This is a genomic window from Bordetella tumbae (assembly GCF_965139195.1).
Classification (GTDB): domain Bacteria; phylum Pseudomonadota; class Gammaproteobacteria; order Burkholderiales; family Burkholderiaceae_B; genus Bordetella_A; species Bordetella_A tumbae.
On the sequence record NZ_CBCSJH010000006.1, the window covers coordinates 180,651 to 206,323 of the forward strand.

General features: G+C 60.4%; 28 protein-coding genes, 1 tRNA gene and 1 pseudogene. 11 read left to right on the forward strand and 19 right to left on the reverse strand.

Translation table 11 applies throughout. The annotated features are described in order from the left end of the window. Positions 1–779 precede the first annotated feature (779 nt). From ACNA0J_RS10035 to ACNA0J_RS10090, 12 genes and pseudogenes are all read right to left on the reverse strand, one after another. A partial coding sequence (locus tag ACNA0J_RS10035; protein WP_415818757.1) for a hypothetical protein occupies positions 780–864 on the reverse strand: 85 nt, incomplete at its 5' end. Position 865: 1 nt separating this feature from the next. Then, positions 866–2,792: pseudogene (locus ACNA0J_RS10040) on the reverse strand (DNA topoisomerase III); the annotation flags it as partial. A gap of 278 nt (positions 2,793–3,070) precedes the next feature. Then, complete coding sequence (locus ACNA0J_RS10045; RefSeq protein ID WP_019726334.1) at positions 3,071–3,511, reverse strand: single-stranded DNA-binding protein; 441 nt, start codon at positions 3,509–3,511, stop codon at positions 3,071–3,073. 72 nt (positions 3,512–3,583) lie between these two features. Continuing rightward, positions 3,584–4,111 carry a DUF3158 family protein gene (locus tag ACNA0J_RS10050; protein WP_009459718.1) on the reverse strand — a complete coding sequence of 176 codons (528 nt, stop codon included), beginning with the start codon at positions 4,109–4,111 and terminating at the stop codon, positions 3,584–3,586. Further along, positions 4,108–4,887, reverse strand: a complete 780-nt coding sequence (locus ACNA0J_RS10055; protein WP_009459719.1) for a PFL_4669 family integrating conjugative element protein — start codon at positions 4,885–4,887, stop codon at positions 4,108–4,110. The genes ACNA0J_RS10050 and ACNA0J_RS10055 overlap by 4 nt, the downstream gene beginning before the upstream one ends. Positions 4,888–5,205: 318 nt before the next feature. Next, positions 5,206–6,432 (reverse strand): STY4528 family pathogenicity island replication protein, encoded by a 1,227-nt coding sequence (locus tag ACNA0J_RS10060; RefSeq protein ID WP_009459721.1) that lies wholly within the window; start codon positions 6,430–6,432, stop codon positions 5,206–5,208. A gap of 3 nt (positions 6,433–6,435) precedes the next feature. Then, entirely contained in the window at positions 6,436–6,996 is a 561-nt protein-coding gene (locus ACNA0J_RS10065) for a DUF2857 domain-containing protein (RefSeq protein ID WP_009459723.1), read from the reverse strand. A 15-nt stretch (positions 6,997–7,011) separates the two neighbouring features. Further along, positions 7,012–8,661, reverse strand: coding sequence for a ParB family protein (locus ACNA0J_RS10070; RefSeq protein WP_009459725.1), 1,650 nt, complete (start codon positions 8,659–8,661; stop codon positions 7,012–7,014). After that, complete coding sequence (locus ACNA0J_RS10075) at positions 8,654–8,902, reverse strand: hypothetical protein (RefSeq protein ID WP_019726333.1); 249 nt, start codon at positions 8,900–8,902, stop codon at positions 8,654–8,656. Before ACNA0J_RS10075 ends, ACNA0J_RS10070 begins: the two co-directional genes overlap by 8 nt. Then, the gene (locus ACNA0J_RS10080; RefSeq protein WP_009459727.1) at positions 8,886–9,761 is read right to left on the reverse strand and encodes a ParA family protein; all 876 of its coding nucleotides are present in this window, start codon (positions 9,759–9,761) and stop codon (positions 8,886–8,888) included. The genes ACNA0J_RS10075 and ACNA0J_RS10080 overlap by 17 nt, the downstream gene beginning before the upstream one ends. Positions 9,762–9,803: 42 nt before the next feature. After that, positions 9,804–10,016 carry an AlpA family transcriptional regulator gene (locus tag ACNA0J_RS10085; RefSeq protein ID WP_009459729.1) on the reverse strand — a complete coding sequence of 71 codons (213 nt, stop codon included), beginning with the start codon at positions 10,014–10,016 and terminating at the stop codon, positions 9,804–9,806. A 118-nt stretch (positions 10,017–10,134) separates the two neighbouring features. After that, on the reverse strand, positions 10,135–10,887 hold the full coding sequence (locus ACNA0J_RS10090) for a hypothetical protein (RefSeq protein ID WP_019726332.1): 753 nt from the start codon (positions 10,885–10,887) through the stop codon (positions 10,135–10,137). A gap of 29 nt (positions 10,888–10,916) precedes the next feature. Between ACNA0J_RS10090 and ACNA0J_RS10095 the strand changes: the two genes are divergently transcribed. The 3 genes from ACNA0J_RS10095 (at position 10,917) to ACNA0J_RS10105 (ending at position 12,804) form a co-directional block, all read left to right on the forward strand. Continuing rightward, positions 10,917–11,072: a hypothetical protein gene (locus tag ACNA0J_RS10095; protein WP_019726331.1), complete on the forward strand. Its 156-nt coding sequence runs from the start codon at positions 10,917–10,919 to the stop codon at positions 11,070–11,072. Positions 11,073–12,023: 951 nt separating this feature from the next. Then, on the forward strand, positions 12,024–12,593 hold the full coding sequence (locus ACNA0J_RS10100; protein ID WP_415818712.1) for a DUF6097 family protein: 570 nt from the start codon (positions 12,024–12,026) through the stop codon (positions 12,591–12,593). Positions 12,594–12,730: 137 nt separating this feature from the next. Beyond that, positions 12,731–12,804 (forward strand) — tRNA-Cys (locus ACNA0J_RS10105). Positions 12,805–12,912: 108 nt separating this feature from the next. Here ACNA0J_RS10105 and ACNA0J_RS10110 read toward each other — a convergent pair. The 4 genes from ACNA0J_RS10110 to ACNA0J_RS10125 all read right to left on the reverse strand — a co-directional run bounded on the left by ACNA0J_RS10110 (position 12,913) and on the right by ACNA0J_RS10125 (position 15,040). Continuing rightward, the gene (locus ACNA0J_RS10110) at positions 12,913–13,320 is read right to left on the reverse strand and encodes a hypothetical protein (RefSeq protein ID WP_415818714.1); all 408 of its coding nucleotides are present in this window, start codon (positions 13,318–13,320) and stop codon (positions 12,913–12,915) included. 360 nt (positions 13,321–13,680) lie between these two features. Further along, complete coding sequence (locus tag ACNA0J_RS10115; protein WP_415818716.1) at positions 13,681–13,995, reverse strand: DUF1153 domain-containing protein; 315 nt, start codon at positions 13,993–13,995, stop codon at positions 13,681–13,683. Between the two features lie 169 nt (positions 13,996–14,164). Beyond that, entirely contained in the window at positions 14,165–14,572 is a 408-nt protein-coding gene (locus ACNA0J_RS10120) for a hypothetical protein (protein ID WP_415818718.1), read from the reverse strand. A gap of 72 nt (positions 14,573–14,644) precedes the next feature. After that, positions 14,645–15,040, reverse strand: coding sequence for a hypothetical protein (locus tag ACNA0J_RS10125; protein WP_415818720.1), 396 nt, complete (start codon positions 15,038–15,040; stop codon positions 14,645–14,647). Between the two features lie 708 nt (positions 15,041–15,748). On the opposite strand from ACNA0J_RS10125, the gene ACNA0J_RS10130 reads away from it, so the two are divergent. The 7 genes from ACNA0J_RS10130 to ACNA0J_RS10160 all read left to right on the forward strand — a co-directional run bounded on the left by ACNA0J_RS10130 (position 15,749) and on the right by ACNA0J_RS10160 (position 21,585). Continuing rightward, positions 15,749–16,516, forward strand: coding sequence for a helix-turn-helix domain-containing protein (locus ACNA0J_RS10130; RefSeq protein WP_415818722.1), 768 nt, complete (start codon positions 15,749–15,751; stop codon positions 16,514–16,516). 126 nt (positions 16,517–16,642) lie between these two features. Continuing rightward, positions 16,643–17,455, forward strand: a complete 813-nt coding sequence (locus ACNA0J_RS10135; protein ID WP_415818724.1) for a response regulator transcription factor — start codon at positions 16,643–16,645, stop codon at positions 17,453–17,455. Positions 17,456–17,492: 37 nt separating this feature from the next. Continuing rightward, a complete protein-coding gene (locus ACNA0J_RS10140) occupies positions 17,493–18,101 on the forward strand; it encodes a DUF2946 family protein (protein ID WP_415818726.1) in 609 nt (202 codons plus the stop codon). Between the two features lie 84 nt (positions 18,102–18,185). After that, the gene (locus ACNA0J_RS10145; RefSeq protein ID WP_415818728.1) at positions 18,186–18,767 is read left to right on the forward strand and encodes an NUDIX hydrolase; all 582 of its coding nucleotides are present in this window, start codon (positions 18,186–18,188) and stop codon (positions 18,765–18,767) included. A 75-nt stretch (positions 18,768–18,842) separates the two neighbouring features. Continuing rightward, positions 18,843–19,595: a leucyl/phenylalanyl-tRNA--protein transferase gene (gene aat, locus ACNA0J_RS10150; RefSeq protein WP_415818730.1), complete on the forward strand. Its 753-nt coding sequence runs from the start codon at positions 18,843–18,845 to the stop codon at positions 19,593–19,595. 169 nt (positions 19,596–19,764) lie between these two features. After that, the gene (locus tag ACNA0J_RS10155) at positions 19,765–20,499 is read left to right on the forward strand and encodes an arginyltransferase (RefSeq protein WP_415818732.1); all 735 of its coding nucleotides are present in this window, start codon (positions 19,765–19,767) and stop codon (positions 20,497–20,499) included. Positions 20,500–20,541: 42 nt separating this feature from the next. Then, entirely contained in the window at positions 20,542–21,585 is a 1,044-nt protein-coding gene (locus ACNA0J_RS10160) for a quinone-dependent dihydroorotate dehydrogenase (protein ID WP_415818734.1), read from the forward strand. Between the two features lie 141 nt (positions 21,586–21,726). Here ACNA0J_RS10160 and phaP read toward each other — a convergent pair whose 3' ends face one another. After that, positions 21,727–22,302 (reverse strand): TIGR01841 family phasin, encoded by a 576-nt coding sequence (gene phaP / locus ACNA0J_RS10165; protein ID WP_415818736.1) that lies wholly within the window; start codon positions 22,300–22,302, stop codon positions 21,727–21,729. Positions 22,303–22,656: 354 nt separating this feature from the next. On the opposite strand from phaP, the gene ACNA0J_RS10170 reads away from it, so the two are divergent. Beyond that, positions 22,657–23,634 (forward strand): tripartite tricarboxylate transporter substrate binding protein BugD, encoded by a 978-nt coding sequence (locus tag ACNA0J_RS10170; RefSeq protein WP_415818738.1) that lies wholly within the window; start codon positions 22,657–22,659, stop codon positions 23,632–23,634. 134 nt (positions 23,635–23,768) lie between these two features. Here ACNA0J_RS10170 and ACNA0J_RS10175 read toward each other — a convergent pair whose 3' ends face one another. Then, positions 23,769–24,638 (reverse strand): IclR family transcriptional regulator, encoded by an 870-nt coding sequence (locus ACNA0J_RS10175; RefSeq protein ID WP_415818740.1) that lies wholly within the window; start codon positions 24,636–24,638, stop codon positions 23,769–23,771. A gap of 210 nt (positions 24,639–24,848) precedes the next feature. Beyond that, positions 24,849–25,646 carry a competence/damage-inducible protein A gene (locus tag ACNA0J_RS10180; protein WP_415818742.1) on the reverse strand — a complete coding sequence of 266 codons (798 nt, stop codon included), beginning with the start codon at positions 25,644–25,646 and terminating at the stop codon, positions 24,849–24,851. Positions 25,647–25,673: the final 27 nt, after the last annotated feature.

Here is a 25,673-nt window from a genome sequence, read left to right on the forward strand (position 1 = left end):
CCCGACATCCTGGTCGGNNNCGGCACGATGCCGGCGCGCACCTGACGGGCGATCGCGGTCATGTCGCCCAGGTTGGGCACATGGGGGTAACGGTGGGCGAGCACGGCGCTCGGGAACGGCTCGATCTCGGCGAACCACGCGGCTTTGAGGCCGAGGGGTTGCCATGCGAGGCTCACGGCCTCGATGCCGCTGCACACGCTGCCGTACAGCAGTGGCGCGGCCTGGGGCGCACCGCGAAGGGTGCAAGGTTGCGGGTTCATGTCGGGTCTCCTGTTCGTGTGGCCCGGGGCGGGCCGGGACGTTGATAGGCAGGAGAAAGGCGCCGAAGGCCCTGCGGCCTTCGGCTCGGGAGGACAGAACCACCCGTGGGCTGGTGCAGGCCCGGTCGTCGCTAGAACCGTCTGCTCATCAGCAATCACACCCGGCGCATGTCGTGGTTCGCGCCGGCATCGTCTGGCGCACATCCGCGCACAAAGGGAGCCCGTTTTTGCGCCGGCGGGCACCGGCACCGAATACCGCTGACCACGAAGGGTCTCCGGGTGGCTCGCGCAGCTTGGCAAGCCACCGGGGGACCCTTCGCAGAGGCGGGAGAAATGCAGATCAGCAGAACGCGCAGGAGGCGGTTCGCGGAGAAGCTACCTTCAGGTCCCGCGGCCGGGGACGGCCAGGCGGGACGCGCACACGGACAAGAAGGCGTTGCGCGCTGGGCGTCCCGCAGGGCGTGCGGAACACAGGCCGCGCCGCCGATGGCGGGCACGGCTCACGGGGAACGGGGTCGGTCAGGAGCCTTTGCGGCCGCTGCGGCGCGGGCGCGAGGCACCACGCCTGGACGTGCCGGATTCGACCGGCAGCGTGCCTTTGCAGNCGGGGTAGCGACTGCACGACCAGAATGGGCCGCTCTTGCCGGTGCGCTGGCGCGTCGGTGCGCCGCACTGTGGGCAAGGCGGTCCGTGGGGAACCTTGATGGACAGGGACGTGCTGCCGTACTGCGCGATCAACTGTGAGATCCATGCAGCCTGCTTGCCGATGAATACGTCCAGCGTGAGCTGTCCAGCTTCGATCATGTCCAGCGCCTGTTCCCAGACGGCGGTTGTCCCTGGGTCGGCAATCGCTGTGGGCACCGCGTCGATCAGGGTGAAGGCCGCATCCGAGGCACGGATGGCGCGGCCCTTCTTCACGAGGTAGCCCCGCGTCAGCAGGCCACTGATGATGTTGGCCCGCGTCGCTTCGGTGCCGATGCCGACCGTATCCTTGAGCTTCTGTTTCAGGCGCGGGTCCGAGACCAGTTTGGCGACGCCCTTCATGGACTTGACCAACTCGCCCTGCGTATAGGGTCGAGGGGGCAGCGTCTTGAGCGCCTTCAGATCGACGTCGGCCACCTGACATGCCAGGCCCTCGCGCAGCGCGGGCAGTACCTGGCTGCGCGCCGCAGGGTCGCCATCCTCCTCGGATTGCGGTTCGGCCAGCACCAGGTGCCAACCCTTGACGACGACCTGCTTGCCGGTGGCCGCCAGCGTCTGCTGGCCGCAGGAGAGGTTCGCCACAGTGCGGTCGAACTCGTGGTGAGGAAGGAATTGCGCCAGGTAATGCGCCCGGATCAGCCGATACACTGCCAGTTCTTTCTCACTCATGGTCGAGAGGTTCGCCGGTTCGAGCGTCGGGATGATGCCGTGGTGAGCAGACACCTTCGCGTCGTTCCAGGCGCGTGAGCGTTGAGTGCGGTCGAGCTGGTCCATGATCGGTCGCAGCAAGGGATCGGTCTTGACCAGGCTGTCGAGGACCGTTGGCACCTCGGCGAACATGCTTTCGGGCAGGTAGCCCGAATCGGAGCGCGGGTACGTCGTGGCCTTGTGCGTCTCGTATAGGGCCTGAGCAATGTCTAAGGTCTCCTGCACATCGAGCCCAAGCTGCCTGGAACACACCTCCTGCAAGGTCCCCAGGTCGAACGGCAGCGGCGGGCCTTCCCGCACGCGCTCGGTTTCGACCGCCACCACCTGGGCGCTGTCCGCGGCGCGGATCTGCTGCGCGGCGTGCTGCGCGATGGGCTGCTGCAGGCAGCGGCCGGCGTCGTCGGTGCATGTGTTCGGGGGAACCCACTGCGCGGTGAAAGCCTGGCCACCAGCGGACAGGGACACGTCGATGGCCCAGTACGGCACGGACACGAAGGCGGCGATCTCGCGGTCGCGGTCCACGACCAGTTTGAGCGTGGGGGTCTGGACGCGGCCGACCGACAGCACGCCGTCGTAGCCAGCCTGTCGTCCCAGCACCGTGAACAAGCGGCTGAGGTTCATGCCGACGAGCCAGTCCGCCCGAGAGCGTGCCAGCGCCGAGTAGTACATCGGCAACGTCTCGGCCGATGGCCGGAGCTTGCCGAGTGCCGCGCGGATGGAAGCATCGTTGAGCGCCGACAACCACAGCCGTTCGATGGGGCCGCGGTAGCCGCACAGGTCGATGATCTCGCGGGCGATCAACTCGCCCTCGCGGTCGGCATCTGTGGCGATGACAAGCTGGGTCGCCTTAGCCAGAAGCGCCTTGACGACCTTGAACTGCGTGGCGGTCTTCGGTTTGACCTCGACCCGCCAGTGCTGAGGAATGATGGGCAACTGCTCGATGGACCAGCGCTTCAACTGCTCGTCGTAGGCTTCGGGCGCTGCGGCTTCTACGAGATGGCCGATGCACCAGGTGACGGTGACGCCGGAACCGTTGAGGCAGCCTTCAGCGCGCTGCGTGGCACCGAGAATCCGGCCAATGTCTTTGCCCTGGGAGGGCTTCTCGCACAAGAACAGCCGCATGTCCGTCCATCCCGATTCCCGTTGTTCATGGAGTTGCTGGAATCGAGGATGCCGAGCGCCACCTGGGGCAGCAGCAAACAAGCCGCATGCGGCGGTGACCGCTTTCACGGGATGGAATGGCTTGTGCGGGGGTGGCGCGTGGCCGCAGGTGTGCGGACCGGGAGCCGCGATATGAGGGAGCGCGTGAAAGTCGGTGGACGTTGGTGGAGCTATCCCCTGGGGATAGCTCGCGAGCGCATGGAGGGCGGCGAAGACGTGCGACCGCCCTCCATGCCGGTTCACTTCCTGCGCTTGGATTCTTTCGGCGCAGCCGGTTCCTGCGCGGCCTGGGGCTTGGGCTCTGCCTCTTGCGGCTTCGGGCTGAGGGTCACGGATTCGATGCGGTACGGCAGGATGCCGACGCTGCGCGCGTTGATCTGCCAGGTCTCGCGCGGCTGATCCTCGTTATCCGTCCAGGGTTCGCGCTCCATGCGGCCGACGACCAGCACGCGCATGCCTTTCTGGTACAGGTCCTTCCAGTGCTCGGCGTCGCGGTGCCAGATTTCCACCGGCGCCCAGAAGCCGCCCCGGTCCTCGAACGTGCCATCCTTCTTCGGCACAGGGTTGTCGAAATAGACGTTCAGGCGTAGCAGGCGACTGGGTTCGTCGTTGCCGTTGGGGAATTCGCGGTACTCCGGTGGCGAACCGATGTTGCCTTCGCCGGAAAAATGCGTGCTCATGATGTGATCTCCGTGGTGGTTGAAATACCCGTGCCTCGTCGGCGCCGGGAGCGTGCTGGGTGCCCGGCGCAATCACCGATCGCGCATTGCGGCGGGAATGGGCGTGAGCCGGCGCAGGTAGGCGTCGTCCGCCTCGGCCGCCTTGCTGGCGCATTCCTGCGCCTGCCTGCCCAAGGTGTGCAGCAGGCTGATCTGCATGTTCAACGTGATGCGCTGCAGCTCGATCGCGTGCAGGTCGGCCAGCAGGTTGACGGGTGTGCTGCTGCTGGCGACCAGCTCCCGCCACAGCGCCACGCCCATGGCCGACCTGTCGTGTCTGCGCCAGCGCAAGAAGACGGTTCCTGCGCCAGTGGTCTGTTGGGCCAGTTCGATGGGCAGCAGGTGGAAGGGGTGCCCGCATGCCTGCTCCAGTACCTGTCGCTGTGCCAGGGCAATCAACTCGTCGCGCATGGCGAAGCACTGGCTGGCCCAGGCCTCGAAGTCCCCTTTACCCTTAAAAGGCTTTAAAAGGCCTTTTAGATAGGCCGCGTGTTCCAGCCGCATGAAGGCACCCTGTTGCAGGCCTCGGAAGTAGCGGGTCGGTGGGTTCGGATCGCTCATGCCGGCTCGTCCTCGCCGGCTGCGGCTTCGGGCGACTCTGCGGTGGTGGTTTCATCGCCGAGCAGTGATGCTTCGGCAGGACCGTCGCCGCGCTGCTTCAGGCCACGGCGCACGATGGGCGGCGCAAACTTCGACCGGCGCGTGCCTTCCAGCACGTCCTGCGGCAGTTCGCCATACTTCTCCAGCGCTGCCCGCGCTGCGGCATTCTTCGACGCGAAGTCATCGCGTGTGCAGCCCGAATAGCGATACTGCTGGGCCAGCGAGAACAGGCTGCGCAATGAATGTGCGCCCTCGTTGAGCCAGCGTTCCAAGGTGCTGCGGTCAATGAGCGCGGTGTGATGGGCGAGGATCAGCTTGCGGGCGATGTCGTCGTAGTCGGCCAGGAGATAGACCGCGGCAAAGCCGAGCTGCGCGTTGACGAAGAGCGGGAGCTTGACCGGCTGCACGTTGAGGTTTTCGCCCAGGCTGAGCGCCGGCGGCACACTCGCCAGCGCCTGGTCCACCTGCTCGCGCAGCGATTGCAGCGTGACCTTGGTGTGGTCGAGCTTGTCCTCGATGCGCAGCATCCACCAGTCCGAGTACGGATCGTCTTGTTCTGAGCCCCGCCGCATCTTGTTCATCTGAGCGATATAGCCATTCAGGCCGACGATGCCCGGTCGCCCCTCGGCGGCGGCGCGGCCATGCCAGATGCGGGAAGCGTGATGGGTGTGCAGGGTCAGCGACATCGCACTGCGCAGGGAGCCGAGATTCAGTTGCAGAGGTTCATTGGTTGCCATGGTGTCTGCTCGTTGTTGGAAAAGGAGCGGCCAGCTTCGACAGGAAGCGGAAGGCAGTCAGTCAAGAATCCGAATCCCGGCGGGCCCCGGTTTAGGGCGTGGCGGTTGCATGCGGCGCGAGCTATCCCCAGGGGATAGCTCCATGGAGCGCTAACGAACGCTGCACGCCGAGATCAGGGGGGACAACGCCGATGCTGCGGCAGATGGTCGATCCCAGGCCTGCGACAGCTTGGCGTTGTGCCCAGCAGCGGAACTATCCCCAGGGGATAGCTCTACTGGCGGCCATGGGCATCTAGTTTCACCGCCTGGCATGCCGACTCATTTGCTGGCGAGCAGATTGCGTAGCCGCTCGATGTGCTGCTTGGCGACTTCTGGCGGCACTGGCTTACCCTGCGGCTGAGGTGGCGGTGCTGGTGGTGGTCGCTCGTTTGGTGGGACGGATGCCGATGGCGCGTCTTTCTTGGCCCAGGCATTGAACTCGCCATGGATGGCGCGCTGGATGATGCCGAACAGATACCCCGCAGGATTGCGTATGCCATGACTGCTGCATCGTGTGGCCCATTCGTCCAGCACGGCCTGTCTCAGCGCGGCATCAACCTGCTGCAATGCCACCCTGGCACCTGTCTGCTGCTCTGCCTTCAGTTCCGTGAAGCGCTTGGGCCATTGCAGATCGCCCAGCGCGCGCGCCTGCGCGGTAGTACGTACTTCATTAATACGACTACTACGTACTGTACGGGCCTGCTTCGGATTCCGAAGAGAGGCGTTTGGCACGGGTTTCGCCCCTGCTTCGGATTCCGAAGATGGGTCATCCGCATTCCGAAGAAGGCTCGATACTCCTTCTTCGGAATCGTGGGCGGCGTCCTCCTGTGGATAACTTGCGGCGGCCGTGATGCCTTGGCTGGCGAGGCGTTCTGCCAGAACCTGCAGCCGCGACGGCAATGTGCGCCCGGAGAGCAGCGGATCTTCCGCGATCTCCTTAAGGGTGTTCAGGCCGACCATCTGGACGGCCTTGGCCGAATGGCCGAGGGACTGGCTGACCAGTGCCAGGTAGTCGGCGTCGAGCTGCATGGCCTCGAAGGGCGTCAGCGGTTCATCGTGCAGAACGTAGAGGTTGCCGAGGATGCGGCCGGTCTTGGGGTCACGCCGTCGCCGCACCAGGCTCAACCATCGGGTGAGGCGCAACAGCGTCAACGCTCGGGCCACGGTTTCATGCGAGGCCTGCCCGGCGCAGGGCATCGATGCCAGCCAGGGTCGAAGCTGCTCATACGTCGGGAAGGCTGTCACGCCATCGTCGTTGAGCATCAGCCGGAACACCTGCCAGGCGTTGCGCTCCAGCGGCGTAAGGCGACGGTCGAGGAACAGTCGCCGCGGCACGGTCTCATGCCGGTTGCCGCTGAAGAGGAAGGCATCGCCGGACGTGGCGGGCGTCGGCGCAGGCATAGGTGCTGGCGCACTGGGCTTGGGCACGAGGTCTTTCAAGGCGGCGTCGAACAGGTCCGCGAGTGCGACGGGGCCACGGCGTGGTGCGGTGTCGTCCACGGCCATGGCTCAACCCAATCCTTGATCGACCCAGCTCTTGATCGAGGCCCAGACCACCGACAGAGGCAGCGACATGCCTTCGGCCAAGTCCATGGCGGCGTCGAGAATGGAGGTTTCGTCTTCGAGATCGACATTCCTGCTGCCGGTCACGGCCTTCCATTGCCGCCACAGATCCGTGTCCTGTTTCTCGTCCAGCACGGGGTGGCGGCCCTTGCGCTTGGGCAGGCCGAGGATTTCGCGGCGAAGCGCCACCTCTTGGTGGGTCAGGCCATAGAACCGACTGACCATCTCGGTGCTCGCACCCAGCCTGAGCATGCGATCGACCGTGGCGATTTCCTTCTCCACGTCCTGCGCCTGCTTGAGTAGTCGCCGGAGCACTTCGCGGTTGACCGTCACCGAGCACCAGGAGACGTTGGCGTTGGCGAGCACGCTGATCAGCGCGGGATGCTTGAGGGCGTCCAGTTCTTCCTCACCAAACCCCATCAGTTTGCACCGGCGCAGTTGCCCATTGCGCAGGTCATAGAGGGCCTGCGCGATGACGGCCTGGTTGAGTGGGTGTGGTGCGGACATGCTGGCCTCCCTCGCTCACGTTCCAAGGTCCGCAGCGCCGGCTTCAAGATCGAGCAGGCGCCGGGCCAGCCGCAGCAGCCGGAACAGCTTGACCAGCGCGGTGTCGCTCAATCGCTGGGCCGCATCACCCTGGCCGTGCAGCAATGCCGGCAGGTCGATGACGATTTGCCCGTCGTGCAGACCGACGTCGGCGGGCCGCTGACCGGCCAGGCACGCCAACAATGCGAGGACGGAACGGCCCAGCGGCGCCGGACTTTGGGTGCGGGCCCGGCAGGCGAAACCGATACCCTCTGCACGGTCATCAATGCACTCGTCCAGGTCTGCCTCGCTCGCGATTTCGCGGGCGAACTGTGCGATGTGGATGCGCAAGCGCTCGGCAGTATCCAAGCCGGGATCGATGTACCAGACATCGGAGATCGGATAGAGCCCGCCAGCCTGCACGGGGATGGACTGCAAGACGCTCGCCGAGAAGTCGGGAGGCAGCGCATCGCCCAACTGATCGGCGACCATGCGCTGGATGGACTGGAGCCGTTCGGTCGTCGGTGCCGGCGAAACGATGTGCTCCCGAAGCAGATCGCTCCCCGCCGCAGGGCTGGCCGGACCCGCCTGACTGGTATCCGTGTCGCTCTCGCGCGCAGGTCGGCCTGCAGGCGGCGCTGCCGATGCAGCCCCTGCGGTGGGTGGCGCGGTGTTGGCAGTTGGGCGCGCGATGGTTTCCGACTCCGGCTCCGGCAACGCAGGCGGCGTCGAGGGCGGCGTTGGGTCGCTGATCAAGGCGCGCTGCCGGCTTTCGGATTCGGTCATGTCCAGGGCGAGCACGTCGTAATTGACACCCAGCAACTCGGCCATCTGGCCGATCAGCTCGTCCTGTACGCGCTGCGCGGAGAACTCGTCGGCCTGGACGTCGAATTGCGACAGCGCTTCCTGGAAAAATTCGTCGAAGTCCTGAACCAGGGAGCGGCCCTTGGCGTAGCGCTCCCACGCGAGCATGCAGGCTTTGCGCATGACCGACAGGCGTTCGACCTGATGGCGACCGAGGCCGCCATAGAGCACGGTGGGGATCGCGGGCAGGAGATACTGCACCGCGTCGTTCATGCGGCTGATGTGCGACTGTTGTACCGGGAAGCCATCGGCAGCGAGGCGGCGGGCCAGCTCGGACTGGCTCAAGGTAGTGCCGCTTTCTTGCTCGTAGAACTCGCGTGCCTTCTCGACGCCGAGGGCGCGCTCGATGAACGTGAGGCCCCCGCGTAATTCATTCTCGGCCAGGTGGCCGGTCAGCATGACGACTTCGCCGCGGCTGGGCCACGGCCGGAACAGGCACGATATACGGAAAAACCGCTCGTCCTTGGTCTCTGACCATAGTTCGCGCAGGATCGCCAGCCGCGTATTTCCGCCGTTGCGGATGATGTAGTGGTCCTCACCTGGTCGGCGAGTGATGGCCGGCGCCGCGTCCAGACCGCGCTCGCGGATGGACGCCTTGATTTCCTCGTAGGCCGGGTTGCGTTTTTTCCTGGGATCGTGGTCGTAGGGGCGCAACTGATCTAGGGTCACGACCATGGGTGTGTCGGCGATCGGGTCGCTCAAGGTCGAGGCTGACGGGCCGCTGCGCTCGAACCCGGCCGCGAGCAGCTTGCCAGCCATCTGCTGGGAGGTGATCTCAGCCATGGCCGCCTCCCTGCGCTTGGTATCGGGCCTCGCGCTCGGCGCGGCGGATTTGCGCACGGGCATTCAGGGTCGCCCGGTGGTCACTGGCCGTCGAGCTGGTGTAGATCGCGGCGCAGCCAGGCTTGGTGAACTTGAGGTGGCCGCCAGGCGTGCGTTTGACGTGCCAACCTTCGCCAACCGCGAACTCGATCAGGGCGCGAAGCCGCTTGTGGCCTCGGGCAAGCTCATGTGCGTTCGCCATGGAACCTCCCGGCATCAAGAGGGTGTGGCGGACGGCCGGACACCATGGCAAATCGGTGCCGCCATTGCGGAAATAGTTCGTCTGCGAGGCCGCGCATGGTGTCGAGCGCGGCGGGGGCGACTCTGCCCGGCGGCTGGCGGTATTCGACCCGATGCACTGGCAATCCGCGCGTAGCTGCACGCGGATACGCCTCGATGGCCGGCACGTCGGTGGCCAGCACGCGGATGCCGGCATGGTCCTGGAAAAGATCGCGCAGGGCCTGCTGGATCAGCCGTGCATTGGCTGACACAGGGTGGACGCGATTGATGAGCAGATGCAGAGGTGGAGGCTCGATGCCCAGGTGCCGGTAGGGCGCAATGTCTTCGAGCAACTGCATGGTGCCGCGCCGCAGCTCGCGCGCCGCGAGGATTTCCGGGGTCACGGGCGACAGCGCGAGGTTGGAGGCGAGTACCGCCATCTCCAGCAGCACCGATCGCGCGCCTTGGGTGTCGATCAGTACCAGGTCATAGAGAGGCGCCAGGACCGGCAAGAGATGGCGCAACCGCAGGCGGCCATCCGGCGCGTGCAGCAGCAAGGTGTTCAGCTCGCCTCGGTGGTCGTTGGAGAGCACCAAGTCCAGGCCCGCGACGATCGTGCGGGACACAAGCAGCCCGAGGTCGCGCTCGTTGAAGGCCAGCAACTCGTAGATGCCACCAGGTGCGCGGTGACCTAGCTCGTAGTACGAGGACAAGGTGGGCTGCACGTCGAGGTCGAGCAGTAGCACACGCAGCCCCGCGTCGGCGGCAAGCCCGCCGAGGTTCGCGGCCGTGGTGGTCTTGCCGACGCCACCTTTTGTTGAAATGATGGATACGACCTGCATGGCGTTCTCCGTGTGAGGATGGGAAGTCCGCTGGAGAACGGGTCAGGCCCGGTTGTTGACGCGCTCGGCGATCCACTGATCGATCTCGATGGAGTCCCAGCCGACCGCGCGCACGCCCAGGCGCAGCGCCTTCGGGAACAAGCCTTTGCGCATCAGGTTGTAGATGTGGGCGCGTTTGAAACCGGACTTGGTTTCGACTTCATCAAGCCGCAGGATGCGGCGCTCGCTTGCGGGCAGTGCAGGTGTTTGCGACATGGCGGTCACTCCTGAACGCTCAGTGGCGTTTGTTGGCGTGACCTCCATTCAATAGACATGGATGGGAAAAGACATTGCAAATGCAATCTCCGCGATTGCACATACAAGATGGAAAACCTCAGACTGTCGCGCTACGCAGCCGGCGTCTGGCCGTGGCGAACTTGCCGTTTAGCGTCCGCTCCGCGATCCCCATGGCGCCGCTGTGATGGGCGACCAATGCACTGACCACCGCCTCCTGCGTCTTGAAGCTGGAGTACGGCACGCCCGAAGGCGACTGGCCGAGCATCAGGTCCAGCATGCTGCCGATAATGTTCAGGTAGGTGGCTTCGGCGCGATCACTGATCAGGCACTGTGCGCCAGCAGAGGGCGCCATCTGCTTGAGAAGCGCCCCGTGCTTTTCCTGCAACTCATGCAGTTGGCGTTTGTACTGGTCCAAGGTGGATTTCAGGGCCAGGCGCTCGACTAGCATCGCCTGCCCAGTTTCCAGCGAGATGAAGGGATGGGTGATGCGCTCGCTTCGGGAGAAGAGGAAGCCCGGTCGTTGCTCGGGATAGTGTTGGCGCATCCAGCGCTTCAGATCGACGTGGCGCACCGTCAGATCAGGGGAGTCGATCAGCGTGGAATCGCGCGTCGTGATGCCGTTCTGCCCGAAGGGCAGTTCTCCATTGAGGATGCCGTCGAAGATACGTTCGGTGCAAAGTCTCAGCTCGGCGCAACGTGGGCAGTCCAACGACTGCGGCAGGCGCCTTGGCGACGAAATCGAAGCCAGGATCACCTGCTCGTATCGCAGCAGCCCGGCCCAGCGGATGGACGCTTCGATCGGGCGATAGAACACCTTTGATGTTGGTGCATCATTCTTGTTCTCGTGCATGCTCCGTCTCCTTCCAGGAGAAGAACTACATGACCGACTCCTTTGTCACCGACCTCATGGTCGGCCTGTCGTCTGTGCAGGAAGTGGGCACCGAAGGCCGCTTCGTCATGTGGTTTGAATACTGCTCACCAGTTCGCGCAACTGGTAGTCGTCGTGTGCTCGATGTGCAAAAATTCATCGATTAGAAGGTCGAGCATCGGGACGTAGGCTCGACAGTGACGCTCACGCTATCAGGGTCGTGAGAAGTTACGGTTTCTGCAAAACCGTCTAGGTATGACCTGATATGCCAGCGGTCTCAGGAGGCGTTAAGGGGCCGCAATCGTCGTCGAATGTCCAGCCGGACGCAGCAAACCCGCGTCTGTCATGCTTGCCCCGTCATCCTGATATATCGACAAAGAATCGTGTGCGGAAACGCGGTGGCCAGCGTGCGCGTTCTTTCAAAGGAGCTTGAGCAGAAGGTCCTTGTGAGTTGTGGTGCAGGCGTTCCCAGCATCCGACCTGTGCCATCACCAGAACCATCTGCCTGATCGTCTTCACGATGATGGATGCGGGGCAGACAACCGGGCGTGGATGATGAGTTCGAGGCAGTCGCCTACGACGATGTACCGATCGTGGGTCTGGTGTACTGAGTGCAGCTCTTTGGACGTCTGTGGAACTCTTTGGACGAATTTGTTGCCGAGGACGAAAAACAAGGCTACAATTGAGGTCTTCGCTGGCCAGTCCAACGAAGAAAGTGTTTGGGAAACAACGACTTACTGTCCTAGTACACGTCTCGTTTCCCGCTCCAAGATTTTTATCCATGAACATCCACCAAGGTTCATAGATGATTGAAAAAAGGCCGAAAACTTCGTGTTTCGGCCTTTTTTTCGTCCAACAACGCCTGCCGCCCGATCGCTTTACATCGATCGTGTTGGCAGCATGAGCGACGAGCTAAGTACCCTCTAGCAACCAAAGGCCCAGAATCGCGCAAGCGATAGAGCGCCCAGCATCACCGCCAGCACCGCTGCTATGATTCGTCTGGGCTAACGACGTGCCGCGCCCCGACGATTGCGGTATAGGCGCAACGATCCCGCCGTTGCCCCTGCCTTTTTATGCCGGGCTTATGCCGCCGGTTCTGCTTTTCTTACGAGTTTGCCGTGAATTTTCTAACCAATCTTGGCGCATCGCTTCAGTTCATCGCTTTTGCAAAACAGCAACTACAGGGTCTGCACGCTCTGATTGACACCAAGAAGATCCCCGTCGAAAAGTCAGAAGATTTCTTTGAGCAGACCTCAGCGCTGGAGCAAGCCCTGGGCGACCAGGCGTACGGGCAATCGTTCAATCGCTACAAGTCGGCCAAGAAAGGTCTCGTCGTGGGTGCTGGCACCATTCTGGCGATCGCGCTGATCGTTTACGGGTTATCGATGTTTGGACCGACCAGCGGTTTGATCAAGGGGCTCATGTCTGACTTCATCCTGTTTGCGACCACCATCAGCATTGTGGCGGGGCTGCTGCTGATTGGCATCATCGCCGGCTGCTTTTATATCCGCTCACTGGAAACGAAGCTGCTCGGCAAAGATCTCAGCGCTCTGTGGGCCAGAATCCTGCAGCGCTGGGCGCCTGAGCTGGCTGCAAAACAGGACTTCGCCACCATCGATCCGGAATCGATTGCGCAGTTCGTCACCGTACAGGCAAAGATCCAGGACGTGAATCTGGATCTGAATTAAGCATTCGGCGATTCGGCCGTCCAGCCTCTCTCGCCACGCGGTATCCGCGCATGACGGGAATTTTTGCACAAAGCTGCTCGATCAAACACAACGCCACAAATTCCTGTACAATAGCGGGCTTGGCTAATCACGCCTACGGCGCAATGGCAGAGTGGTTATGCAGCGGATTGCAAATCCGTGTACGTCGGTTCGATTCCGGCTTGCGCCTCCAATAAAACAACGGCCCTTTCAGGGCCGTTTGTTTTTCTACGCTTGTGGGCTTGTGGATCCGTTACGTTCTGCACTACAGACGCCGATGATCGCCCTGCCGGTCACAGACTCAATGCTCGGAATACCCCGGAAATGGCGTACTGGTGGCATTGCCGGTTGCCACGTAGTAGCGGCTGGCGATCTGAGCCGTGGGCTCTGCCGTTGCCGGGCACGTCCGGCCGGTAGCCTCCCAAGCCAAACGGTTTTCGTCTTCGCCAAAGCAGAAAAACCGCATATCAGCTACGTCTTTGTAGCCTAATTTATAGGCTGTCGCCGTGTCTTCGCGAGCGTTACACGAGGAACTCTCGCTGGCGACGGAGCCGCCAATCCCGAACCCGGTCACACCTACCCCCATCGTATTGCTCTGCCCGCAATTATTAGAGCCGCCGAACATACTCGGGGCGATATAGACGTTGGGCGTAGTCGAAATGCTTTGGTGCTCACGCTGGGAGGAACCCTCAAAGGTAATGTTACCCATGCCCATTTGCGCGTTGACTCCGACTTGTGAAGTCCCCGATTGGGATGAAGCATTTGCATTGCCTGTCGCGTTGGATCCAGCGCTGGCACCGGTATTTATAGTCTGGCTATAAGCACTAACGCTACATAAGGCCAGTGTCATCAATATTAGGCGTTTCATGCTTTTTCTCCTGAAAGGAAGCCACCCTTTATATTGTTAAAAATAATTTTTTGTCGCCGTATGATCGCTAAAGCCAGATACTGTAAAACTACGATTACGGTGAATTTATTGTATGGTTACATTAAAATTAGTTTTTACCATTTTGTGATTTTTCCAATTTTTAATTAAAAAATAACGTGAAAAACAATCGTCGTCTCGCAATCACTTTTCTTCGTCGCCGGACGTGTTGTTTTGCTTGCATTTGACGCGCAACTCCAACATCGCCTCACCGTAGGCCTGTTGCAGTGTTTTGATCTGTTTTTCGTAAATTTCTTTGATATTCAATGGATTGGACCGCAGAGCGTTCTCCATTCCACGCCGCCCTTCCTCGACCCAGCGCTCGATCTCAGTGGCTGGCAATTCAAACGCCTCACTGGCTTCACGCACGGTTGTCCGGCCCTGAACAATGTCCATTACCAAAGCACTTTTGCGCCTGACAGTCCACCGCTTGATTTCTTCGTCAAGTTTCGGGTTCATTTCTGATTCTCCAAAAGTGCCTACCGTTACATGTGAATTTCAGACACTAAATATCAATGTAACGACGATTAATAGTTATATTTACGAGGTTATTCAATTTCATCGAATGCGATTAGCAAAAAGCGATAGGCAGGTTTCCCTGCCAGGACCTTTTTTGATTTATTAACAGCTATCGATCAAATTCGATCCAGTGCCATCCGGCAGGTAAAAAGAAAAGGTTTCCCGTTTGGGGAAAGGAGGGTATCAACCGAGTATTGGCCAACCAGTGATCCACCGAGGTTCGGTCCGTGGATGCCTGCCCCGAGGCAGGAGCAAAGCAAGAAAAATGACCGGTAACGCTATATTGATAGCCGTCCGCGTAGTCAACGTCCTGCTCGCTAAATGTCAGTTCGGGGAACGACTCGATGTCCTGCATGCCCTGAGAAAAATCCGAGGGGCAACTTGGCAACGGCTGGCTAGGCCCGATCAGTACCACCGTCCGCACTGGTGGCTTGGACCGGGTGGCCTGTGCGTCCAGGCTGATCAGCGCAACACTGGCTACGCAGATCAATAGAAGTGTGCAAAGCGTGTGTTTCACGGCGAGTCTCCCAAGCGTGGAGAGGCTGTCGCCTCCCCACGCCATAGGTCGTATGACGCGGCCGACAGAGGCTTACCAGGTCCAGCCGCCAAAGCCGATCGTTCCCACATTGCCAGTAGCGCCGCTGGTGTATTCACCACCAGCCATACCGCTGGTCGTGCCGCCGGCAAACCCCGTAGAGAAGCTGCCACCTACCGATTGGTTGGTGCTGGCGCCGTTGGCATAAGTCGTCGTGCCTTGCGGAGTCAGGGAAACGCCCGAATTGGCGCCAGTGCTGCTGGTTGCCGTCGTGCCTTGCACGGAAGCCCCCGGCCCAATCGAACCACTGGTACTCGATGCTTGCGAGCCACCGACCGTGCCCGAAGTAGCTGCGCCTGTGCCTCCAAATGCGCCAACGGCGAAACCGGCGGCATGGGCCATGCCAATAGAGCTAACAGCCAGCGCAACTGCCAAAAGTGTCTTTTTCATGATGTGACCTCCAAATATATCGAGAGTCCGTCTCGAAGCGGTACTACATCGTTATCCGGATTAACGTCCATGCGCCCTCTGCGACTATCACGCTGTCGTCTCCGGCCAAAATTTATATGCTTGAAACAAATTTCCTCTCCTGAAAATCATCCGCGGAAATACTTTTCGTTCGGGCTGATGATTTTTTTGACAACACTTCCGCGTCCCAATTTGTAGACAAATCGAGATGAAAATCACTCACGGAACTGATCAGGCGAACTGTTGCAAACGTATCAAAAGAAGATTTTCTTTTTATCTACTACCAACGGCTTATGTAATAACCCTCATATACAGGCCATACTTCAACCGCGACAATCGTCTCCGTAATTGTTGTTACTTTCTCGCAATTTCAATGATTCCTGGCCGGCCTCTTTTGAAATTGCTCTCAGCTCCCTAACCCCGCTTGCATGAACGTCATTCTAGGCAGTTGTCGTTCACAAAATTTACAGTTTGTGATTTATAAAATTTTTTTGAATATTTTTTTGAAACACAACGGCTAGACGTTCTTGTTTTTAAAACCATGAAAAGCGGGCGCCTAAAAAATAGGCGAAAGGAGCGACGATGGACCCACGTATTCAATATTGCGTCACACAGATCGAACACCAGATCCTGCATGACTCGACTGAGCATTGCACCCATGACGCATTAATCCAGACACTGGCACAGGAAATGCGGCTCAGCCGCTTTCATTTGACGCGTCTGTTTTTCAAGGATTTTCAACATTCACCGCGCGACTACATACATCGCAATTTGATGGGACGCTGTGCGCTCATGATCGCCCACACACGCCAGTCGGCCTTTTCGATAGCGATCGACATGGGCTTTTCAAGCCAACAGGCTTTTACGCGAGCATTTACGCACTACTGGGGCATTTCCCCTTGCCAGTTCCGGCAGGCACATGTCCGTCACATTGAACGGATCGACGCCGCCAGTAAGCAGGCCGCCGATGTCTGCAGTCTGCCGGTAGCCAATACCAAAATCGTGATCCGCAACATGCCTGCCATCCGTTTCTGGGCTGTGCGCTATGAAGGGCTTTCCAGTCAAAAACATGCTTGCTGGAGCGACTTCCGCAAATTATTCGCGCATTTACCATCGCACATGCTTGCGGGACCTTTTTTTGGTTTGACGTACGACACCCCCATGTTTGTCCCTTCGCAGTTCATGCGGTACTACTGTGGCGTACCAGTACCGCTGAGCCTCGGTCCCAAACCGAAAGAGGCATTTGAAATCAACCTTCCAGCCGGTCGGACAGCAACATGCGCGGCCCATTGCACATCCGGCGATGTCTCGATGCTTTATAGCAATCTGCTGGATCATTGGCTGCCGCATTCTGATTACCACTTGCGGGCGTCGTGCTTTGCCGAGCGATTCGATGAGTTCCCTACCAACTGGGAAACCCGGCCGGAGGCCGTTCAGCTCAGTTGTTGGATTCAATGACAAACGATGATATGACGCGGACATTAGGGTTTGCATAGTTGCGGCTTTGTTGCGGCCCCTGATGATTCGCGCTAGATTTTGACCGTAGAAGAAAGCGCACACCCGATCCACCGCAGGAGAGGCACCGTGTCAACAATAATTGTGATCGAATCGCGACCGCTCGTTCGTCGAGGCATCGTGCAATTGGTCTCGGAAACAATACCGGACAGTTGTATTGACGCCGTGGCCTCGTGGGACATGCCGGGCAACACCGAGATCAAAAGCACAGGTGCGGCGACGCCGCAGCAGCACACCGACTATGTCTTGATGCTGCTATCAGTAGAAATGGTCGAAGAAACCACGCACCAGACAGTTGCTGCAGCGCGAGAGCGCTATCATCCCAAGTCGATTCTCTTACTTTCAGAGGGACTCGCGCCTTGGCCGCAGGACTTTCCTTCGTATGTCATCGGCTGCGTTCCACTCCATGCCCCGACTGAACTATTGCAAGCGTCGATCCGGCTCGCGTTGACTGACGACGAGCCCCTCATTTCTGCACTGCCGTCGTTCGACACATCCGCACGAGGCGAGGAATTGTTGTTGCCACAAAATGCCATTACGGAATCGATGCGCAATGCCGATCCCGCCGAGCTGGCTCCGCCCATCGCTTTTGTGGATGACAAAGAGAGCAAAGCGCTCGGACTGACTCCACGCCAATACGAGGTACTCGTTCTATTGGCGCGCGGCTATACGCTGAAAACCATCGCGCGGCACCTGAGCATCGCGGCGGCAACGGCCAAAGTGCACGCAGAAACGGTGTACCAGCGATTGCACGTCCACAATCGGACTGAAGCCATCTATGCTGCGATTTCCCGCGGCGCAACACTTGGATGGTCCAACATCACACGCGAAATACCCGCAATCACCAGCACGAATGTCGTAGCCATCAAGCGTTCTGGTTAAATGGAACGTTTTGCACTGCTGATCATCTGCTGCCGTTATGGATCTGTCCGTTAAACAAGCACTTGCCAAATGGCCCAACGTCCCCGCGGTATACGGCTGGCTCTCGCTGGACGAACGCGGGCAGTGGCACATCCACGAGCGGGGCGATGCCACTGAGGGTGGCCGGGGCGATCTCATCACCAGTCCGCAGATTGTGGCCTTTATCGGCCGCAATTACGCCGCCGATGATCGAGGACGCTGGTATTTTCAAAACGGCCCACAGCGGGTTTATGTCCGACTGGATGCCGCTCCATATGTTTTGCGCGTGGCAGATACGGGCTCGGGATTGATCACGCATACCGGAGAAACGGTCCGCACCATCGAGGCATGGTGGCTGGATGAGGCGGGTCGGCTCTATGCGCAAACGGACCTGGGCACCGGACTGATAGACGGGCGGGATCTGGAATCCATCCTCGTTGCCCTGCGTGTCCAGCCAGGGAACATGCCTTTGCTGGACGCCCTCGACGACAGCGATGCGCAGACGGTGAAGACGCCCAGGCAAGTCAGTCACCCGAATTATCCCGCCGTCGTTCCGCTGCATTGTGACCTCAGCAGATCGGCGCTGAGCACTGATCTGGGTTTTGCGGCAAATCCATTACCGGAATAGGCAGGATGCGTGCCGGCCCGCCCGTCACGCCGCTCGGCATTTCCGCGTTTCCTTGAGAGCCCGCCTACCGGTAGAATCAACAGCATGACCGATCGACCGCCCCTGACCTATTTTCCCGCACCGCGCCGCACGCTTTTTTGCAGCCAATGCGGCTCGCCCATTCACCGCCGCGTCCCCGAAGGGGACAACCGCGAACGCGATGTCTGTGATCATTGCGGAGCGATCCATTATCAAAATCCTCGCATGGTCGTAGGGACGGTGCCGGTTTGGGAAGACCGCATTCTCTTGTGCCGGCGTGCGATCGAGCCACGCTACAACACGTGGACCTTGCCGGCTGGTTTCATGGAGCTCGGGGAAAGTACGGCCCAGGGCGCCGCACGCGAAACGCTGGAGGAAGCCGGCGCGCGTATCGAGTTAGGCCAGTTGTTCACGATCATCGACGTACCCCAGATAGACCAGGTACACATCTTTTACCTGGCCCAGGCACTGGGCCCAGAGCTGGACCCCGGCCCCGAGAGCCTGGAAGCACGTTATTACGACGAGGCAGAGATCCCTTGGGACGATCTGTCGTTTCGCACGGTCAGTACGACGCTGAAGCAGTATCTCGAGGATCGCCGCCGCGGCCATCTGGGCTGCCATCATTACACGCTGGACTGGCACCGCTGAGTTTCGGCGGCGTGATCATGTGTGACGACGTGCCTGTCTTTCTCATCTGGACCGTTTGAATCGTCTTGCTGAATCGTGAAGCTTCCCTGGCTCGCTCCCGACACTCCATTTCCGCCCGTTGAAGACGCGCTATCCGAGCCAGCAGGACTGCTCGCCGCTGGCGCGGACTTATCGCTCAGCCGGCTGCAGTTGGCTTATTCGAATGGCATTTTCCCCTGGTACAGCGCAGGAGAGCCGCTTTTGTGGTGGAGCCCCGATCCGCGCATGGTGCTGGCTTGCCAGGATTTTGCACCTTCGCACTCGCTGCGCAAACGACTGCGCCAAATCGCACGGGATGAGTCTGGACCCGCCCCCCGCGTGCAAATACGTGTCGACACCGCATTCGAGGCGGTCATTGCACGCTGCGCGGCGCCGCGGGACAGTCAAGCAGGGACGTGGATCACTGCCGAGATGCAACAGGCTTACTATGCCTGGCATCTGGCGGACGGGGCCCACAGCATCGAAACCTGGGTAGATGAAATCCTGGTGGGTGGCCTGTACGGCATCAGCCTGGGAGGCATGTTTTTTGGCGAGTCGATGTTCACACTGGTCTCCGACGCCTCAAAAGTTGCGCTGGCGTATCTGGTGACGTTCTTGCGCCGCTATGGCGTGGAGTGGATCGATTGCCAGCAGCAGACCCGGCACTTGGCCAGCCTGGGCGCCCAGCCGGTGCCTCGCGCCCAATTTGTCGAACATGTGCGGCAAGCGGTCGAGTTGCCAGCCCCCCTTTGGCGTCCGGGGCGGCTGGACAGCGAAGGCAATATTCACGAGCTGGCAGGCCTGGACTGAGCCCGGCCGAGACCGGCTGGGCGTGGACCGATCTGGGCCAGACAGAGAACTCTCAGCCGAGTTTGGCAAATCCCAGCTGACCAGGCCGATTTCGACGGAAACTTGTCATCTCTGGCAGCCGCGTTAAGATGATCACTCGACTGCCGTCCGACGTCGGGGCGAACTGCTAATGAGTCAGCTTAAAGAACTTCCTTTTGCCACCCTGCAGTTTTATTCGACTGCACCGTATCCATGCAGCTACCTGCCTGATCGCCAAGCGCGCTCGCAGGTCGCGGCGCCCGGGCATTTGATCAACGCGGGCACCTATTCGCAGTTGGTGGAACAGGGGTTTCGTCGCAGTGGGTTGTTTACGTATCGCCCGCACTGCGATAACTGCCGGGCCTGTGTGCCGGTCCGGGTCGATACGGCCAATTTCACCCCCAACCGCAGCCAGCGGCGCGCCTGGCGCGGCCATCAGGCGCTGCGTGCGTTCGTAGCGGAGCTGGCATGGTCTCCCGAACACTATGAGCTGTATTCCCGGTATCAGCAGGGCCGCCATCCCGGTGGCGGCATGGATGACGACAGCCGGACGCAGTACGCGCAGTTTCTGTTGACCAGCCGCGTCAATACCCGCCTGGTCGAATTCCGCGATGCCGCGGACGTCCTGATGATGGTGTCTATCATCGATGTTCTGGATGATGGCTTGTCGTCGGTTTATACGTTTTACGATCCGGATGCCCAGGGCAGCCTGGGCACCTATAACGTGCTGTGGCAGATCGAGCAATGCCGTACGCTGAATCTACCCTGGCTGTATCTGGGCTACTGGATCCGCGACAGCCGCAAGATGGCGTACAAATCCGGCTTTCGCCCGCTGCAAATGCATCTGGACGGCCATTGGCAGACGGCCACACCTGATCTGGTCTGAATTTGTCTGTCCGACGGCGCAAACTGGCTACAATTGCGCTCCATGTCGATCCTCTTTCACGCCTACCCCCTGGCGCGTCCGGCTTTGTTTGCCATGGACGCGGAAACCGCCCACGAAGTCACGTTGGCCGGCCTGCAACGCGCCTATGATTGTGGCGCCACCCGCAAACTGATGCACGCCCAGCCGCAGGCGCCGTCCACCCTGATGGGCTTGACGCTGCGCAACCCGGTGGGATTGGCTGCGGGGTTGGACAAAAACGGGGCGTATATCGACGCATTGGGCAATCTGGGATTCGGCTTTGTCGAGGTCGGGACGGTCACGCCACGCGCTCAGCCGGGCAATCCCAAGCCCCGCATGTTCCGCCTGCCTCGTGCGCAAGCGCTGATCAATCGCCTGGGCTTTAACAATCAGGGGCTGGACGCCTTTATCGCCAATGTGCGCCGCAGCCAGTGGCGCAGCCAGGGCGGCATCGTAGGGCTGAACATCGGAAAAAACGCTGACACGCCGATCGAGCGGGCCGCGGACGACTATCTGATCGGTCTGGCAGGCGTCTATCCGCATGCAGACTATGTCACGGTGAATATTTCTTCGCCGAATACGCAGAACCTGCGCGCCCTGCAGGGCGAGGACGAATTGAGTGCCTTGTTGGCCCGGCTGCGTGACAAGCGTGCGGAGCTCGCCGATCAGCATCAGCGCCATGTGCCGCTGGCGGTCAAGATCGCTCCGGATCTGTCGGAAAGCCAGATCGACACGATCGCGGAGCTCCTGCCGCGTTTTGGCATAGACGGTGTCATCGCCACGAACACGACGCTTTCCCGGGATGCCGTGACCGGACTCGACCATGCCAATGAGGCCGGCGGCCTGTCTGGCGCCCCCGTGCATCAGCTATCGCTGGCCGTCATTACACGCCTGCGCCAGCGCATGGGCGCCGATGCCAGCATTATCGGGGTGGGCGGGATTATGTCGGGCAAGCAAGCCAAGGAAAAACTGGAGGCGGGTGCCAATGCAGTCCAGCTATATACCGGACTGATTTACCGCGGTCCGGCGCTGGTCAGCGAATGCGTGCAGGCCATCAAGGCCGCATAAAAAAGCACGCCCGTCCTGCCACGCCCCTGGCGTAGCGAAAAAAAAGCCACCCCGTGGGGTGGCTAATTCCAGCTCTGCTCTGTCACTCAACAGTACTACAACAAGCGGTATGCCGACAACAGTCGGCATCAATCTCGCTAATTAAGCACGACGGGCGGCACGGGTCGTCTTGCCGGCAACTTCAGCGGCGTCAGAAGCCGCCTTGAACGTGGCATTGGCCGCAGCGTTCAGATTGGATTCGGCGACTTCGACAGCCTGCTTGGCAGCCTTGCTCAGCGAGTCATAGGCACCGTTGGCAGTAGCCAGAGAGGATTTCAGCAGCGCGACGGCACTTTCGGAGCCGGTGGGCGCGTTTTTGGAAAATTGCTCGACAGCGTCGGCGACCTGTTGTTGGCCTTCGGCGATTTGAGCCTCGGCCAGCTTGGCCAGTTCGCCCTGCACACCAGCAACGATGTCATAGACATGCTTGCCATAGGCCAAGGCCTTTTCTGCGCTGGGCTGCACCAACGAGCTGGCGAAAGCGGTGGCTTCCTGGGGGTCTTTCACGCCGATGGCTTGTTGCGAAGTCTGGGCGACCTCGTCGAGCGTGGCTTTGACGACCTTCAGGTTCAGATCGACCAGCTTTTCAAAGCCGGCAAACAGCGTCGCCTGGGTCGCGGTCAACGCGTTCAGGGCGGATTTCTGGCGGTCCAGAACTTGTTGGGGGATTGCAGTCATGGTGGTCTCCGGTAAAAATGCCGGGGCGCCCGGCTATGGCGATACGTTGCGACAAATAAGGGGAAATAAACGTGCTCGGAACCGATATTTGAAGCTAAGGCCGGCGCGTTTGCTGCACTGCACAAATACGATTTTACGTACTTAAAACTGACTGTCAAGCACTTTTGGTGCAACGCAACAAGTTTAGCCCCAAATTAGTGCAAACAGCTATAGATTGTTTGTTTCAGGGGAAATCCCCCGGTGACGGCAACCGTATTGTTTTCTACACTCAAGACCACCTGATGACACTCCAAGAAAGACTCATCAGTCCAAGCTATCAAAAATTGCCGCCTATCCCGCGGCGCAGGAGACCCCATGAGATTCATCCCCCGTACGCTATCGGTACTGCTGGCTACCAGTGCTCTCTTTGCCGCAGGCGCTGCCCAGGCCGAGTATCCCGAGCGCCCCATCAGCATGGTTGTACCGTTTGCCGCTGGAGGCCCCACTGACAACGTGGCTCGTTCGCTCGCCGAAGCCATGCGCCCCACTTTGGGGCAAAGCGTCGTGGTGGAAAACAAGACCGGTGCCGGCGGTACGATCGGCACCTCGTTCGTCGGCCGTGCCGAACCCGACGGCTATACCGTGCTGCTGATGCACCTGGGCTACACTACTGCCCCGTCGTTGTACAAGAACCCCGGCTATGACCCCGACAAGACCTTCGCTCCCGTAGGCCTGGTGGTGGACGTGCCCATGACCGTCATTGCGCGCGAGGATTTCCCGCCCAACAACATCAAAGAGATGGTCGAATACGTCAAAACCAACAAGGACAAGATCTCGTTGGCCAACGCCGGGATCGGCGCCGCCAGCCATCTGTGCGGCACCATGCTGGTCGATGCGCTGGGCGTGGATCTGCTGACCGTCCCCTACAAGGGCACCGCCCCCGCCATGAACGACCTGCTGGGCAAACAGGTCGACATGCTGTGCGACCAGACGACCAACACGTCGCAATACATCACCTCGAAAAAGGTCAAGGCCTACGCGGTCACGAGCCTGAAGCGCGTGCCCACCCTGCCTGACCTACCCACGATGGACGAATCGGGCTACAAGGGCTTCCAGGTCGGTATCTGGCACGGCATGTGGGTACCCAAAAACACGCCTCAGCCGATCGTGGACAAGCTGATCAAGGCCTTGCAGGCCGGGATGGCCGATCCGAAATTCAAGGAACGCATGGCCGGCCTGGGTGCGGAAGTCCTGAACGACGAAGCCAATCCCAAAGCATTGGATGCCAAGGTCAAGCAACAAGTGCCGCAATGGGCTGAGCTGTTCAAGAAAGCCGGTGTAGCGCCGCAATAAACCTGCACACCGCAGGCGTTTCAGCCAAAAGGCCCGAGTCCGGAATGATGCCGGACTCGGGCCTTTGATGTTTTGTGCCTGGCGCCAAGGGTTGCAGTCATGCAGAGGCAGCCCGCCCCGGCGCCGCGCAACGTCTATAGGCGCGCCAGATGCGGCGATAGCCCCTTGCCCAGGGCATTGCCACTCCCGTTGGCGCTGGCGGCCACCACGGGTTCATAGCCCAGTGCCTCGGAAATCGTGCGGGCGGATTCGACCAACAGCTGAATCCACTCGTCCTGCAAACGCTCAGCAGGCGCGGAAATCGACAGGCCGGCGACCAATTTGCCGGTATCGTCAAAAATACCGGCGGCAATACATCGCACGCCGAGTTCGAGTTCTTCATTATCGCGGGCATAGCCATGACGCCGCACCAGTGCCAGCTCACGTTCCAGACGGTCAATATCCGTGAGACTGTTGCGGGTATGACCCGCCAGACCCGTGCGCAATGCATACGCACGCACCTGCCGGTTGTCGATGGTCGACAGAAAGAGTTTGCCGGTGGAGGTCAGATGCAAGGGCGCACGCCCGCCAATGGCACGCACCACCTGCATTCCCGAGCGTTCGCTCCATGCGCGGTCGATATAAACGATCTCGTCGCCTTGCTGGACCGACAGGTTGATGGTCTGGCCGGTCAGTTTGTGCAACGAACGCATCTGCGAAATCGCCGCCTCGCGGACATTCAGACGGCCTTTGACGAGAGACCCGAGCTCCAGCAAGCGCATACCCAGCTGGTACAAACCGTTGTCCACGCGTTCGACGTAGCGCCCCACCACCAGGTCGTTCAGAATCCGATGCGCAGTGGATGCATGCAAACCCGTTGTCGCAGAGAGCTCTTTTAATGTGACAGGATCCGAATGCGCAGCCAGCGCATCGAGCAGGCGCATGGCGCGCTCAATGACTTGAATAGCAATGGGCGACTGACCCGAAGGCCGTTCGCTATCGGAACCCGACGCAATAACAGACATGGCAGTAGTCACAGTCCAGAGAGGCGGGGCGGCGAAAAACAGCCCCTGGGCATATATTAATGCGGCAGCGCAGCATCAACATCTTTCCCGTATTGTGAAATTTTGAGCGGCTTTTGGCAACTCCCCTGTACGGTAGCCGGTCAGACGCCGGCACACGCAGGGGGAACAGCCGCCTGATAGCGGCCGTGCATTCCGCTCCAGACTGTCTCCCTAGGGAGACAGTCTCCCGCCCAGGCGCAAGACTTCTTCACGCAGGTACGCGAGCGCCTCGGCCGCCTCGTCGGGGTTCCCCTTGACGCCCAGTTCCAGATGCGGCGCTTCGCCGACACTGGGCAGGCTGAACGCAGTCACGCCGGTCCAGCGCAGTTGCAGAGCCTGCATCACCGGGGCGATACGGGATTCGGGCAAGCCAAAGGCCAGGAATGAATGCTCCACATGCGCCTGAGCGTGATGCAACGCCTGATAGCGGGTATCCAGCGTCCATTCGAGCATCGGCCAAGCCATGATGGGAAATCCTGGCAAAAAAGTATGCTCGCGAATGAAAAAACCGGGAATCCGGTTATAGGGATTGGGCACGATTTCACAGCCCTCGGGAAACATCCCCATTTGCAAGCGTTGCTGATTTTCCTCGGCAGCCATATCAGTGGGTGCTTTCCCCTCGGCCGCCATTTCCGCCACGCGCTGCGTAATCGCCGCCTCCGCCTCGGGGTGCAGTGCCAAAGGCAGATCCAGCGCCGCCGCAGCCGCCTGCCGCGTATGATCATCGGGCGTTGCGCCGATACCGCCGCAAGACAGCACGATGTCACCCGATGCAAAACTGCGGCGCAACGCGGCCGTCAGCGTCTCGCGATCGTCAGGCAGAAACTCCGCTCCCGACAATCGCATGCCGCGCGCGGACAACAACTCGACGACTTTCGCGAAATGCTTGTCCTGGCGACGGCCGGACAGAATCTCGTCGCCCACGACAATCAGGCGAATGCGACGAGAGGCAGAAGAGGATTGAGTCATTAGTCGCCTCGAAAAACCTCGGCATGA